Annotated in this window: 12 protein-coding genes; 5 read left to right on the top strand and 7 right to left on the bottom strand. The window is 42.7% G+C overall.

Features of this window, described 5'->3' with window-relative positions; translation table 11 throughout:
* The 6 genes from AC4MRV_RS06455 to AC4MRV_RS06430 all read right to left on the bottom strand — a co-directional run.
* Nucleotides 1–909 (bottom strand): TniB family NTP-binding protein (locus AC4MRV_RS06455; RefSeq protein WP_491186605.1); only part of this gene is annotated, 909 nt, incomplete at its 3' end.
* 11 nt (nt 910–920) lie between these two features.
* Nucleotides 921–2,732, bottom strand: a complete 1,812-nt coding sequence (locus tag AC4MRV_RS06450) for a transposase family protein (RefSeq protein ID WP_491186604.1) — start codon at nt 2,730–2,732, stop codon at nt 921–923.
* Nucleotides 2,725–3,414, bottom strand: a complete 690-nt coding sequence (locus AC4MRV_RS06445; RefSeq protein WP_176319221.1) for a TnsA endonuclease N-terminal domain-containing protein — start codon at nt 3,412–3,414, stop codon at nt 2,725–2,727. Before AC4MRV_RS06445 ends, AC4MRV_RS06450 begins: the two co-directional genes overlap by 8 nt.
* Before the next feature lie 144 nt (nt 3,415–3,558).
* A complete protein-coding gene (locus AC4MRV_RS06440; protein ID WP_491186603.1) occupies nt 3,559–4,605 on the bottom strand; it encodes a GMP reductase in 1,047 nt (348 codons plus the stop codon).
* A gap of 482 nt (nt 4,606–5,087) precedes the next feature.
* Nucleotides 5,088–6,716, bottom strand: a complete 1,629-nt coding sequence (locus AC4MRV_RS06435) for a methyl-accepting chemotaxis protein (protein ID WP_491186602.1) — start codon at nt 6,714–6,716, stop codon at nt 5,088–5,090.
* A gap of 258 nt (nt 6,717–6,974) precedes the next feature.
* Nucleotides 6,975–7,418, bottom strand: coding sequence for an Lrp/AsnC family transcriptional regulator (locus tag AC4MRV_RS06430; protein WP_491186601.1), 444 nt, complete (start codon nt 7,416–7,418; stop codon nt 6,975–6,977).
* A gap of 146 nt (nt 7,419–7,564) precedes the next feature.
* Here AC4MRV_RS06430 and AC4MRV_RS06425 point away from each other — a divergent pair, with 146 nt between their 5' ends.
* Nucleotides 7,565–8,149 (top strand): LysE family translocator, encoded by a 585-nt coding sequence (locus AC4MRV_RS06425; RefSeq protein ID WP_491186600.1) that lies wholly within the window; start codon nt 7,565–7,567, stop codon nt 8,147–8,149.
* Between the two features lie 90 nt (nt 8,150–8,239).
* Nucleotides 8,240–9,016 carry a siderophore-interacting protein gene (locus AC4MRV_RS06420; RefSeq protein WP_491186599.1) on the top strand — a complete coding sequence of 259 codons (777 nt, stop codon included), beginning with the start codon at nt 8,240–8,242 and terminating at the stop codon, nt 9,014–9,016.
* 9 nt (nt 9,017–9,025) lie between these two features.
* Here AC4MRV_RS06420 and AC4MRV_RS06415 read toward each other — a convergent pair whose 3' ends face one another.
* The gene (locus AC4MRV_RS06415; protein ID WP_491186598.1) at nt 9,026–9,895 is read right to left on the bottom strand and encodes a LysR substrate-binding domain-containing protein; all 870 of its coding nucleotides are present in this window, start codon (nt 9,893–9,895) and stop codon (nt 9,026–9,028) included.
* A 146-nt stretch (nt 9,896–10,041) separates the two neighbouring features.
* Between AC4MRV_RS06415 and AC4MRV_RS06410 the strand changes: the two genes are divergently transcribed.
* From AC4MRV_RS06410 to AC4MRV_RS06400, 3 genes are all read left to right on the top strand, one after another.
* Nucleotides 10,042–10,443: a hypothetical protein gene (locus tag AC4MRV_RS06410; RefSeq protein ID WP_491186597.1), complete on the top strand. Its 402-nt coding sequence runs from the start codon at nt 10,042–10,044 to the stop codon at nt 10,441–10,443.
* Nucleotides 10,444–10,533: 90 nt separating this feature from the next.
* The gene (locus AC4MRV_RS06405) at nt 10,534–12,213 is read left to right on the top strand and encodes a pseudouridine synthase (protein WP_491186596.1); all 1,680 of its coding nucleotides are present in this window, start codon (nt 10,534–10,536) and stop codon (nt 12,211–12,213) included.
* A gap of 168 nt (nt 12,214–12,381) precedes the next feature.
* Nucleotides 12,382–14,532 (top strand): sensor domain-containing diguanylate cyclase, encoded by a 2,151-nt coding sequence (locus AC4MRV_RS06400; protein ID WP_491186595.1) that lies wholly within the window; start codon nt 12,382–12,384, stop codon nt 14,530–14,532.
* Nucleotides 14,533–14,630: the final 98 nt, after the last annotated feature.

Raw genomic sequence — 14,630 nt, 5'->3', positions numbered from 1 at the left:
TGGTGGAGGGCGTAACATCTGCTCAGTAACTTTGGCGCCCTTTTCAAATGGATTTATCCATGAGCTTAATTTATCACCACTAGTTAATTCTGCAGCCGAAACAAAGTCCTCCATTGTAATAGTCTCGTGATTGTTATCAATTGCCTCAACAGAAGCTTGGAAAATAAGGTTTCTCAATGACCTCATATTTCCTTGAGAAAAAGCGTATAATTTCTTTTGTAGTTCATCATTTGCTAAACCAACCTCTTTCCCAAAAGGTAAAGCTCTATCGAGGTGGCTCAGAAATATTTTAAACACCCCTTTTCCCCCTTGGTAACTGAACGGCCGAAGATCAAACTGAATTGAAAATCGTCCGTGCAATTGCGAGTTTGCTTTTAATACAACCTTTGAATACGGCATACCAAAAAGAACAATTGGGCACTTCGTTCTATTGAGTATCATTTTGAGCCAATTGCCTACTTGTGTAAGAATGCGATTTGACCTCTCTTCAACTAAGTGCTGAAATTCATCAATAATGATCAACTTAACACCAACCACAGGTATCAAGTCAGTCAGCTTTTGCGTCAATCTCGCCAGGTCAGTATCATAGAGCGCTAAGGGGTCGCCCATTTCAAGCAACAACTCTCTTGCTGCATCAACAGGCTTCGCATTGTCTGGTAACTCGATATGCAGAACAGGAACTACATCTCCTCGCACTTTAGAGTCCCGATTATTTTGACTTAAATATTTTTTGATAACCGTCGTCTTGCCTACTCCTGATGCACCAAAGACCATCATACAAGTTGGCTCGGATTCAAAATCTGACAAATCCCTACATCTATCCATGTAGCTCAAAATTTTCGTAACACTCGGCGTTGATACAAATGCTCTTTTGGCTTTTGAGATGCGCGCCTCTCGAGTTTCATTCATCTATTGATTTCTCAAACATAATCAATATCCCAATCTTCATTATCTACAATTACAATTTCTTCTTCGTCTTTCTGGGGTGGGACAAGCTTAGTATTGCTAATGCTCTTTGCTCTTGCGCTATTTTCTTGATGCCTAGCTCCACGCCTACGAGATCTAATTTTCTTTGTTTCAAGAATTGAACGGTCAGCAATTTCTTCAATTTTGATCTCTGCATCGATTTCCTTATCTTCGTCATATTCTGCTGAATTTAATTCTGCTAGATATTTCATATTGTATTTATGCTGCCACAGAGAGACTCTACTAGCATATTCATAATCTATAGCATTAACCGTAAAGTATTCGTTCACATCTTCATCTAACACCCAAATGACTGCCATACACTCTGGATTATATTTGAACTGCACTTTATGATTCCCTTTTTTACCCCTATACCCAGCTAAACGTTCACTGCTGTATGTCAGCCCTTTATAAACGGATACACCTGCTTTGGTTAGTTGTTTGCTATCAACAATAGCGAATTTAAAGTCCAACTCATCTTTAGATCCAGAAAACTCTTCAGGCTCCCATTCTTGACACCCATTTCGCCAAGCGATATTCGGACAATTAGTGCCTCTCTGGTTAGAGCCTTTATGATAAATATCTACTAACCAAATCAAGTAAATTTCTTGAATTTCATCTAGTGTAAGAGTAGCTTCACCCACTGAATCATAACCCTCTCTCTGAAGGTATTGACTAAAAGCTTTCCCTGGTAAATCGTCTAATAGAGAAGTATTGATCGTCCCGTATTTACGTTCGACATCAGGCTTATTGTCAGGCACTTCGACTCTGTTTTGATGAACATTGATCAACAGTGACTCACATGCTTTATCAAAGGCTTTAGACAAGAATTCTTTACCATTATCAGTTACGAGCAAGTCAGGGATACCGTAACATAGCCATTTATTTTCAATTGATTCATATGAAGACAATAAGTCATCTTTGCGTTGTATTGCATTTTTTAGGGCTAACGATACCGATACGTAACTGGGTGGCTCAAAACCTAAATAAAAACCAATTACGGCTTTACTATAACAATCTACTAACTGCGTGAGCCAAGGTCTTCCTAAAGTAACTCGATGTACTGGGTGTACCGCAAATATATCAACCATTGTATGGTCTATTTCCACCCGCTCTAATACGGCCGAGGTTGTTATCTTCTTTCCCATCCGGCGGAATTCTCTTTTAGCAACTCGTTCGCCTTTCTTCGCTACTAACACTTCGAAGGGCGTTTTCTTTTTAACCCGTATTCTTACAGACTCGTATTTAGGATAAGAATAATTTGTGCCGTGCGTTAAGTTATATTGTCGAACTTTACGCTTAACTCGCCTGTGTGCCGAGCTGATATTGATCTTTCGACCAGAAATAACTCTTTCAACTGCTTGTTCCATTATCGAATCAACAACTGGTGAAACTTTAGCCCCCCTATTTCCTCTACTTTTAAAGTTAGGAGCTAAACTAACCGGGTTATAACCGGAGGCTCTGAAAACTAACCACCACCTGTATATTGATATCGAACTTGGAATATTTGTGTCGTGTAACCGTTGCAGTGCGACGCGATATGGTTCGATTGTCTTGGGAGTGATTTTTTCGCACTTACCAGCTAAAAAACGAAGAATGCTTAGACGAAAAGTAATCTGATTGGCTATATTTTCAGGAAATGCGGATATATCTTGATATATTGCTTCATCGACATCGTTGGAATCAACGACCCTATCATTCTGCTCAAGTTTTTCTTGCTGAAGTGCTGACTTCCTATGAAAACTTGAAAATGATTTCTTAGGCATAACAACCCAGTTCAAATTCAGACTCAAGTGATAGTGGAGTCTCTAAGCTCGTCTGGAGGAGGTTTCGAGAGAGTAAATCACACAGGAATGGTAATATTTTTCTTCCATTTAAGCCGAGGTGATGCCCTAAACTCTTTGCTGTTTGCGTACCATTCCGTTTCAAAGTAGTAAGGAGAATTTGATGGAAGTCGTTCAAGTTATCTCTTGAGGCATATCTATGCAAAAGCTTAAGGTTGTTAAATATGACCTCATCCAGTATTTCTTCCTCTACAACCAGCTCTAGCTCTAACCCTATGTCAAACGCACCTTGAACTTTTGCTTCCCATTCACAATGAAACTCTTCGTTTGAACTTTCCTTGTCGGACTTTACCTCGTACAGCTTATATTCTCCGGTATCAAATTGAACTAGAAAATCTGGAACATAAGTATGGGTCTTACCATTTAGGCTGTATGAAAATCTTATCGGTTGAGAACAAAAGCGAACGATACTAGGTTCGAAATCAAAATGATAACAAGCAGCACATTCTAAAAATGATTCTACCGTGACTCTTTTTCCCATCTTAGCACTGACGTAACGGTGTATGTTTTTTCCACGTGATTTAGTTAAGTTTCGAGCAGGAGTGTCAAACGCAGTTTCAAGTTCAAGCAGGGTGGCTGTAGAAAGGGAAGGTAGAGCAGACATAATATTGCCTCTTCACGATTTTGTCGTAAACTTACACAAGTTTAGACCATGAAGAGGCAATATCAAATTATGGCTGTACCAAAAATCAATATATGGTTGTAAATATCAATTTATGGATGTTTCAACAATTTTCGAGATTTTGGATTATTTCTCTTTACCGAATACGTTGTTCTCTTGCTCTTGCACGCGGATGAAAGTCGTACGCTTAGTTAGCTCTTTAAGCTTTGCTGCGCCTACGTATGTACACGTTGAACGTACGCCGCCAAGGATGTCAGAGATAGTACCGTGAACGCTGCCGCGGTATGGCAATAGTACGGTTTTACCTTCCGCTGCACGGTACTTAGCAACACCACCTGAGTGCTTGTCCATTGCAGATTGAGAAGACATGCCGTAGAACTTCATGAAAGTTTCACCATCTTTTTGAATGATTTCACCGCCTGACTCTTCATGACCAGCAAGCATGCCACCTAACATTACGAAATCAGCACCGCCGCCGAATGCTTTAGCAACGTCACCTGCACATGAACAGCCACCATCACCGATGATCATGCCGCCAAGGCCGTGCGCAGCATCACCACATTCGATGATTGCAGACAGCTGAGGGTAGCCAACACCTGTTTTAACACGCGTTGTACATACTGAACCTGGGCCGATACCCACTTTAACAATGTCAGCGCCCGCTAGGATAAGCTCTTCACACATGTCGCCCGTAACAACGTTACCAGCAGAAATAACTTTGTTTGGAAATGCAGCGCGAACCTTCTCAACGTACTCTACTAGATGCTCCGAGTAACCGTTCGCGATATCGATACAGATAAAGATTAGCTCTTCTGACAGTGCCATGATTTCTTTGGTTTTTTCGAAATCCGCATCCGAAGTACCAGTAGAAACAAACACGTTGTTTAGCGTATTTTGATCCGCAGATTCTACAAACTCAGCCCATTGCTCTACTGTGTAGTGCTTGTGAATTGCCGTCATTACACCGTGCTCAGCCAGAGCTTTCGCCATTTCGAAGCTACCTACCGAGTCCATATTCGCCGCGATAACGGGTGTACCAGACCATTGACGGCCGCTATGCTTGAATGTAAACTCGCGGGTTAACTCAACTTGAGAACGACTTTTAAGAGTAGAACGCTTCGGGCGAAATAGTACATCTTTAAAGCCTAACTTAAGTTCTTGTTCGATACGCATGATAAATTTTCCTGTAAGCAAATTTACGTGTCGTGCGTTTTCGGTAAACGTTGGCAGACGCTTTACTGAGTTTCGGACACAAAAAAACCGGAGCGTTGGCAGACGCTCCGGTTTTCAGCATTATAGGTCGCGATTTAATTCCCGCAAGACTGATATTTTCAATTTTTTTATGATACAGTTCGGTTAAGTTGCATACCTAACCTCCCCTAGCAACTCACTTTTTCTTTAAATATTCATATAGAACAAACACTTAGCCACAACACCGCAAAACGTTTGCGCAAACCTTTTCGTCAGTGTTCCGTACATCATTCAATCAACCACTTCCATTTACTCATGCTTTTATCAAAAAAATGTCAGTTCGATAGAGTGAAAAAGTAGATTCACGCGGCAAAAAATCGCATTCAATAGTCATTTATTTAAAAAAAGCAGAGACGAATTAACGTCTCTGCTTTTTCTATATCTAGCAATTGAGCTTAATACGATTACAGTTTAAAGAACGCCAGTTGCGCTTTTTGCTTCTCGGCTAGTGACGAAAGCTCCTCACTTGCACTCGCGCTTTGACAAATACCCGATACGTTTTGGTTCACCAATTCAGACATGTTCACTACGTTACGGTTGATGTCTTGTGTGACTTGAGACTGTTGCTCAGCCGCAGTAGCTACTTGGGTATTTGCGTCATTGATATTAGTAACAGACTCTGTGATACCTTGCAGAGCGCTATTCGCCTGTTGCGCGAGTTCATTATTCTTCGCCAGCATCTCCAAACTTAATTGCATGCTGTCGTTTGCCATACCAGATTGCTTCTGTAGCTCTTCGATGATTGCTTGAATTTCACCTGTTGATTCTTGGGTGCGTGCCGCCAGCATACGAACTTCATCAGCTACAACAGCAAAGCCGCGACCAGACTCCCCTGCGCGCGCCGCTTCAATCGCCGCGTTAAGTGCTAGTAGGTTCGTCTGTTCAGAGACGCCACGAATCACTTCGATAACATCATTGATCTGCTCGGATTGCTCTTTCAGAGTCAGTACCACTTGAGCAGCATCGTTTAGGGCGTTCCCCATCTGTTCGCTCGCTTGGTTACTCTCTGCAAAAATCTCTAAACCTGATGTTGCTAGTTGGTTTGCTTCACGTGCTGTTGAGTCAGCCACTTGCGCATTGTCACTCACATTGTCCGCAGTACTAGAAAGCTCGTTTACGGCAGATGCCACTTGCTCAATTTCTGCTAACTCTTGTTGTGCATTCGCTTGAGATTGAGTCATGACTGCGGCTAGCTCTGTTGAGGCAGAAGCCACTTCTTCACTGATGCGTGTTAGCTCTTCAACAGTCGTATGCAGTTGAGCCGCTGTAGTATTAACATCGTTGCTTAGTTGGGCAATTTCGTTTTCGCCATCAGCATCTGCACGAACAGATAGATTACCTTGAGCGAGTTCACGCATGACACCTTGCAGCTTGGTTACAGGTGTGACAATCATGCCAGATAGAATCCACGCTACTAGCAATGAAATCGCCAAAACACTTAACACTAGAATCATTGCTGTGTTCTGAACTTGAGCATTTTGCTCAGCACTGTTGTCCATTGCAGCTGTTGCAGCCTCGTTCACTTTCTTAGAAAGCGTGTTAATCGACTGAACCATGTCATTGCCTGACGTACGGTACTGACTGATAAAGTTGGCGTACTCTTGGTCTGACACTAAGCCTTGGTCTTTACGAGTAAATAGTGCAACACCTTGGTTTGAAAACTGTACATAGTTTTCAATCGCAGTTCTTACCTTCACAACATCATCACGGAACGTTTTACGCTCAGCCATTGAATCAAGATCTTTGTTGATCTCTCTCATCGAGCTTTTCAGTTCATTAAGGAAAGCATTTCGGCGTGATGAATCATAAATGGCATACACTGCACTAATTCGAAGCGGGTATACTTGGTCGTCGATTTTCGCCAAGGTGTCTTTATAAAATACAAGAGAGTCCGTATTGGAATCGATGATCTCTTGCTCTGTTTGCAAATTGTTTTTGGTAATCCAAAGCGCAATAAACAGCGCAACAGTGGTGAATAGAACAGGAAGAAGAACCTGTGTGCGAATAGACAAGTTTTTTAAAGATAATTGCATTATTGTTCTCAATCAGCTTGGTTGAGTCGTCCTTGATGTGGGAATATTCCCATAGGATTTATGGGGCAAAGTCTACCATATTATGTGATCAATACCACAAAACATTGTTGAATAAATCACCAAACACAATGAGACTTTTATAAATACGCACTCAAAGGCATATTTGCACTATTTATAAAATGCAATCCCTCGCACTACTTTGATAAAAAACAATAACTTGTTAGATTAAGACTAAACGATCCGATACACATTCTTAATCTATGTACGTTCATCTTTAGGTGAATCCATCACAACCATAGTGGTAATGGATTGAACTTGAACACACTCACCTAATACATCGGCGTGGAATTTCTTGTAGCTATGCAAATCTTGCGTTTCCACACGTAAAAGATACTCATTCGCCCCAGTAATATTGTGGCACTCAACCACTTCATCAACGAAACGTACATGTTCTTCAAACTCTAACTGAGCTTGCTTGCGATGACTCGCAAGACCAATAGAAACATAGGCGATAAAACCAACCCCACGCTGGGCAGTGTCTAACACTGCTCGATAGCCTTTTATCACGCCTCGCTTCTCGAGATCTTGAACTCGTCGTAATGTCGCAGAAGGAGATAATCCGATACGCTCAGCAAGGTCAACGTTTGATATTCGTCCATCCAACTTAAGCTCTTGCAATATTCTTTCTTCAAACCTATCCATACCTATCCTTTATTGCGTAAATTCTGCTGTGAGTTCGAATAAAAACACAAAATTGTTTATTTATCCACCTACTATAAACGTGACCGGTCAGAACGCCCTTTTTCACGCAATTATCTTGCGTATGTTGAACTTTTAAGGAAATCACTATGGAATTCGAACAGCTAAGCGCATTAGTGCTATTCGCTTTTGTTTCTACCTTTACACCCGGTCCAAACAATTTAATGTTGATGACTTCAGGTGCGAATGTCGGTTACATGCGTACCCTTCCCCATATGAGTGGTGTCGCTTTTGGATTTGCCTTTATGGTTCTTATCGTAGGACTGGGGTTATCTTCCGTTTTTGCAGCTTACCCGATGAATCATACGGTTCTTAAGTATATTAGCTTGGCTTATTTGGCATACTTAGCCGCAAAAATCGCACTTAGCGGCCGAGCAGAAGATGTCGACGACTTTAAACCAATGAGCTTTTTCGGCGCTGCAACTTTTCAATGGGTTAATCCAAAAGGTTGGTCGATGGCATTAAGCTCGGTAACGCTCTATAGCAACGGTGGCGGTTGGTTTGAACTTAGCATTATCTCAATCACATTTTTGCTGGTTAACTACCCATCAGGTACCTTTTGGATTCTGGCTGGGCGAGAGCTGCAACGATTCCTGACCTCCCCTTTACGTATTAGGAGCTTTAATGTCTCAATGGCCGTATTGCTGATCGCCTCAACGCTGCCCATGCTGTAAATCGAGGTTTGTAAATTTAGTTAAAGATGCTTTGGTTAACTCTGATTGATTGCTATTCTCAATGCGAATAAGAACAATTTCGAGTAAAGCATGAAAAAGCCTAACGCAAACCTCGTGACCGTCGTCAAGACAGAAACGATAACGCCCAATATGCAGCGCATCCTATTACAAGGTGATGCGCTTTCTCAATTCCCAGTCGACTGTGAAGGGGGCTACATCAAGCTCCTATTTAATCATGTAGGTGGAACGGACATTTCAAACCTCAAAGAAGGTGAACGTCCGGTGATGCGCACCTATACGATTCGCCGATTTTACCCAGATCAATCGATCATTGAAGTGGATTTTGTTCGCCACCTTACCCAAGACCAACAATGTGGTTTTGCCTCTCGTTGGGCCATGTCAGTAGAGGTCGGGGCAACCATCAGTATCGCAGGACCAGGCACGATTCAAAACCTGAATACCGAAGCCGATTGGTTCTTTATGGTTGCTGATATGACCGCTTTACCCGCATTATCGGCGAAAGTTCGCTTGTTACCTACGGACGCTAATGGCTATGCAGTTATCCAAGTTCACAGTAAAGAAGATATCCAACCGCTAGATACACCTAAAAATATGCGCATTGAGTGGGTGGTGTCTTCAAATGTTGAAGTCGCTGAAACGGTAAGAGCCTTGCCTTGGCTTTCGGGAACGGTATCTGTTTGGTGCGCATGTGAATTTGACTCAATGCGCGCTCTACGTACTTACTTCAGGAATGAAAAGGAAGTCAACCGAGAGAATATTTACATTAGCAGCTATTGGAAACAAGGCGTCTCAGAAGATGGGCACAAGGTGCTTAAACAACAAGACGCCAACGAACAACAAGGTTAAAGGCAGCAATTAACTGAGTTGCTCAGCTAAAAAATCAATCAGTAAACGTACCTTAGGGGATAGGTTCCTATTTTGAGGATAAAGTGCCCATATCCCCTCTCGCTCATCCCGATAGTCACTAAGCACTTCAACTAAATCTCCGGAATCTAATGCCGCTTGTACGTAATAATCTGGTAGTTGCACTAAGCCTAATCCGCGTATGGCTGCATCCAGTAATGCATAACCAGAATTACAGTGAATTCGACCCGACACGCGTAGCGACTTTTCCCCTTTACTGTCTCTAAAACGCCAATAGTCCACGGATCCAACTAAGCATTGATGAGTTGTGAGCTCAGATAAGGTGTGAGGTTCGCCATATCGCTCTAGATAGTCTCGACTCGCACATACATATAGTTGACGGCTAGACAAACGTTTAGCGATCAAACTGGAATCTTGCAATCTTCCTAACCGAATCGCCACATCTACGCCCATCTCGATAAGATCAAGCTTCTGATTAGTTAAAATTAAGTCTAAGTCCACTTGAGGATGAAGCTCTAGAAACTGATGCAGCAAGGGCGCTAAATGTTGCTCCCCATAAGTCACCGGAGCAGTCACCTTGAGCAATCCCTTCGGCGTCGACTGCATCTGAGTAACCGCCAACTCAGCAAGCTCTAACCCTTCCACCAGTTGTTTACACTGCTGATAATAAAGCTGACCTGCTTCCGTCAATGACACCTTACGTGTCGTACGATTAAAAAGTTTAACCGCTAAACGCTCTTCCAGCGCTGACACCCGCCGGCTAATCTGAGCAACAGAAGTATCCAATTTTTTGGCCGCAGCCGTAAATGATTGCGTTTCTGCCACTCCTACAAACTCACTGACACCTTCCCAGTTCGCCATTGTAAATTCTCTAATAATAAGTCAACTTAACCATAGTATTTTTGCACTTGAGTAATAATAAAAGCAAAGGAAAGTTGTATTTGTAACGAGTTTCTCTCGCCAGAGTTATGTTAGTATGCTTTTTTACGATTAACGCAGCTTTACCTATGTCTAAACTGAAACTCTCTATCTTTGGTACTATCGTCGCTGTTGCTGCCATCATGGCGTATGTTTTTATTCCAACCCATGTCCGTTTGGGCACTCAGATTACCGAACAAGCGGTAGGCAATGATTATAAGTTAGTCGGCTTCAAAGCGATTTCAACTAAGCCACAAGATGGAAAACTCAACCATTACTTTCTCATCCCATCAAATGGCACAATCGATGATGTTGAACCATTTCTTATTACATCCGATCCCTTCCTTAGCGTTGGAAAGGTGGTCGATAACAAACTGACATTAACCATTCGTGGGCGTGTAAAGCATTTTGATAATGATCTCTGGGTAGAGAAAGATGACGGAAAAGTCGAGCATTGGCTTATCAGCGCTGACATTAGCTATATTCGCTAACCAAGATAACAAGACGATTAGCACACTAGCAATCCACTCGCAAACAGGTAAAATCACGCCTCTGTGATTTTGCCTGTAGTGAAGAAAACCATGCACCAACCCGACCAATTGTTTACCCGCTTTAACACCCCAATTGAATCGGTCCCTCTTCCTGAAAAGTTTACCTTTCCGTTTTTTTATCAGCCACATCCTTTATGTGTGTTGGCCTCAGAACAATTGCAGCACCACTTAGAAACTCAGCAAGAATGGCAACACGACTTCGGTTTAGAGGAGAGCGCTGGCGGCATTGGTAAAATGTTTGGTGTACTGCTGGTTCGTAACAAGGCTGGAGAAATAGGCTTTTTATCGGCATTTTCGGGCAAGATCGCTGACCAAAATCTGCTACCAGGTTTTGTTCCACCAGTATTCGATATGCTGGCTGAAGAAAGCTTCTTTCGCACTGACCTAGCAACAATTACTGAGCTTAACGAACAAGTTAAAATCAGGCAGTCAGAGCCTGATATCCGCTTACTGTCCGACAAACTGGCAGAGTACCAAACGCAGTATCAGGTTGATGAGAAGGCGCAACGAGACGCGATAATTGCAGGTCGCGCAGAGCGTAAAGTACAACGTAAGCAAGCTGAAGCTACTTTAGAAGGTGACACTCTCAAACGAGAGTTAGATGCTTTAGCCAAACAAAGCGTTGCGGAAAAGAACGTCCTTAAATATCTCAAGCTCGAGTGGGAAGAGAAAATCAACCAAATCCAAATCGAATTAAAAAAATTGACCGATGTGGTAGATGCACTCAAGGAGCAGCGAAAAACGCTTTCAAATCAGTTGCAAAACAAGTTATTTGAACAATACCGTTTCTTAAACATTAACGGCCAGCAGCAATCGCTAAAGGCGATTTTTGCACCGACCAATCATCCAACACCTCCCGCAGGAGCTGGCGAATGCGCAGCCCCAAAACTACTGCATTATGCATTTAAACATGGCTTTACCCCTCTAGCTTTAGCTGAGTTTTGGTGGGGTATTTCGCCCAAATCTGAAGTTCGACAGCACAAGAGCTACTATCCATCATGCAACAGTAAATGTCAGCCAATTCTGGGCCATATGCTAGAGGGCATGAACGTTGAAGATAACCCATTGGAAGAAAACTGGGCGGAAGACAAAGAGCTAGAAATTCTCTTTGAAGATGAAGCTATGGTTATTGTTAATAAACCGTCGGGGTTGCTCTCTGTGCCTGGAAAAACCATCTCAGATTCAGCTTATACGCGATTACAGAAACGCTATCCCGAAGCGGAAGGACCATTTGTTATACACCGTTTAGACATGGCAACATCAGGATTGCTCGTATTTGCTTTAACCCGTCGGGCGAACAAAAGTTTACAAAAGCAATTTATCTCTAGAGCCGTTCAAAAGCGCTACGTTGCGATGGTTGAGGGAGAAATCCTTGAGCCTTGTGGTGATATCAGCTTACCCATGCGAGGTGATCCTGATGACCGCCCTCGCCAACTTGTCTGCTATGAACACGGTAAAGTCGCAGAAACACATTGGGAGTTAATAGAATGTGTTAACCAACGCTCTAAGCTATATATGTATCCTAAAACAGGACGTACACACCAACTACGAGTCCATTGCGCTCACCATCTTGGCCTTAATATGCCAATGGTCGGTGATATTCTTTATGGCCAAAAAGCAAATAGACTTCATTTACATGCTGAACGTCTAGAGCTCGACCACCCCTACAGTAAAGAAAGGTTGGTATTCCAAGCCAATGCTGACTTCTAGTCTTTCTTGGGGCTAAATCAAGCATTTAGCCCCGTTAGTTTCACTCTTTAAGCAAGACCAACCCAATCAACAACAGAAATCTATCTTAACGATTAATTACCTTTTAGTTTCAACCCTTACAATTAGACCACCCATTCTGTATAATTGCTAATCCACTGAGGAGAAGCAATGTCATCAATCGCATTACAACAAATTCAAGCCATGTTTGCTCAAGCCCAACTTTGCCACGGAATCGAAGGGCTTCGTCACATTGAACAATCCATTTATGACATCTGCAATGAACACCAATTCGAACTCCCTAAAGCGCAATACCACTTCTTGATTGGATTGAAGCACGATCGCAATGATGAGCTTGATGCTGCCATCGAACACTATGAAGCGTGCTTAAACCATTGTACCTCTACCGACATAGTACTGCGCCTTCATACCCATATAGTTATGGGGTCTATATTTGCTGATCGAGAAGACTATCAACGCGCTTATCAGCTTTATCGCGTAGTCCTAGACAATAGCCATTTGCTTGATGATAACTACCGCTCACTTGCCTATACCAATATTAGTGACTTTCACCTATGCCTTAAGCAGTATGAGTCCGCGTTAAGCATTTCTTCGATGGGAGAAGAGTGCGGCCGGCGGATCGGAAACTACGTCAACCAATCAATTTGTTTGCTCAATATGGGTTACGCCCTTGGTCATATGGGTCAATTTGAGCAAGCTCTTACCGATGTAGAAAGCGCTAAAAGCATTGCCCAGCAAATTGATAATCGTCGAATCGAAGCAATCGCTTTTGGCTACATTGCTCAGATCATGGCGTTGGATACCAGCAGACAACCTTCGCAGGTTATAGATAACTTTGAGCAAGCCGATAAGCTCTATCAGCAAGTTATCGATACGCATAACCGCCACGAGAATGCGGTTCACTTTGCTGCATTTTTAGAGCTTCACGATCACAATGAACAGGCATTAAAAATCTGCAGAAGTTTGGAACAAGAAATTACGGCTAAGGGCAATTACGGCTTTTACGCCCTATTGTGCAGAACTCAAATAAAACTTGAGTCAAAACAACACAAAACAACGAATGTCGTCACGTTGCAAAAACGCTTAATCGATGCAACTGATTTGGCTTATGCTGCTGCTCAAACGAAAGAGCACAGCGCGATTTTAAGCAATGTAGAAAGAGCGAAAGCTGAGCAAGAACGCACTCTGCTTGCCAAAATGGAAGAGCATATTGGCTTAATTACAGAAGTGGGCCAATACATCGCAACCACAGATAACTTATCGGATCACTTGCCGAGTATCTTCGATAAAATCAGCCAGGTCTTCCCAACCGATGAGTTCGGCATTGCTCTCTATGATGACACGACACATGTCCTTGATTATTGCTACTTTTACGATCACTCAGGCCATGTACCAAGTACTCAAATCAACTGCTTGACTGAACACTCTATTGGCACTTATGTGGTCAAAAATCGCTCGACTGTGCACCTCAATCAGATCAATGAGCAAGCGTTAGATGCATTTGTGCCAAGAGAGATCCGTCAACGCCGCGACAAAGTTAACTTCGACAAAAGTAAACCCGTTCAGTCCATCATTTTGACACCGATTACGATTGGTAAACGTGTGCTTGGTGTACTGTCTACACAACATAAGCTCACAGGACAGTATCAACAACATCATTTAAGTTTGTTTGAACAACTTGCCAGCTTTATCGCGATCGCGCTAGAAAACCATGTCCAGCGCCAGCGACTCCAGTTAGCGAATCAAAAGTTAGAAGTGATGTCCAAGACAGATCCGCTTACAAGCTTATACAACCGTTATCAATTGGATGACATTGCACCTCAACTTACCCAAGTAGCTGCCAGCCAGCATCAGCCTTTAGCTGTCGTGATGATCGACATCGATTTTTATAAAGGATTTAATGATTTCCATGGCCACCACCAAGGGGATCTGGCGCTTAAGCAGGTCGCAGCTCAAATGCGCGCAGTATTCAACCATCAAGATGACTACCTGTTTAGATACGGTGGCGATGAGTTCTTGGTTCTCTGCTACGGTCAAACCACTGAGCAATTAACATCAAAGATCTCATCTTTGCATAAGGCGACTAAGCAGCTTGAGTTGATTAATCCTTTATCTCAGTGCCACCAATACCTAACGCTCTCAATCGGCGCAGCAAACTACACTCAAATGTCGGGGGACAACTTGAGCTTTGAAATCTTGTTCAATCTCGCGGATAAAGAGCTCTACAAGGTAAAAGAACAGGGAAGAAACCAGTTCAGCATTAAATCTCGCACAGTAGAGAGCGCCTCCCCTGCCATCTAAACAGTAAAGGGCTGTGAGCTGAGTCGGCCTTTTCCAACTTCGGTTAGATTACCTATCGCGGTCCCTCCTTGCGCGCGATACCATCGAGTTTGGATGAG

Source organism: Vibrio sp., assembly GCF_984391705.1.
The sequence above is the reverse complement of the archived record's forward strand: the minus strand, read 5'-3'. Positions and strand labels throughout refer to the sequence as shown.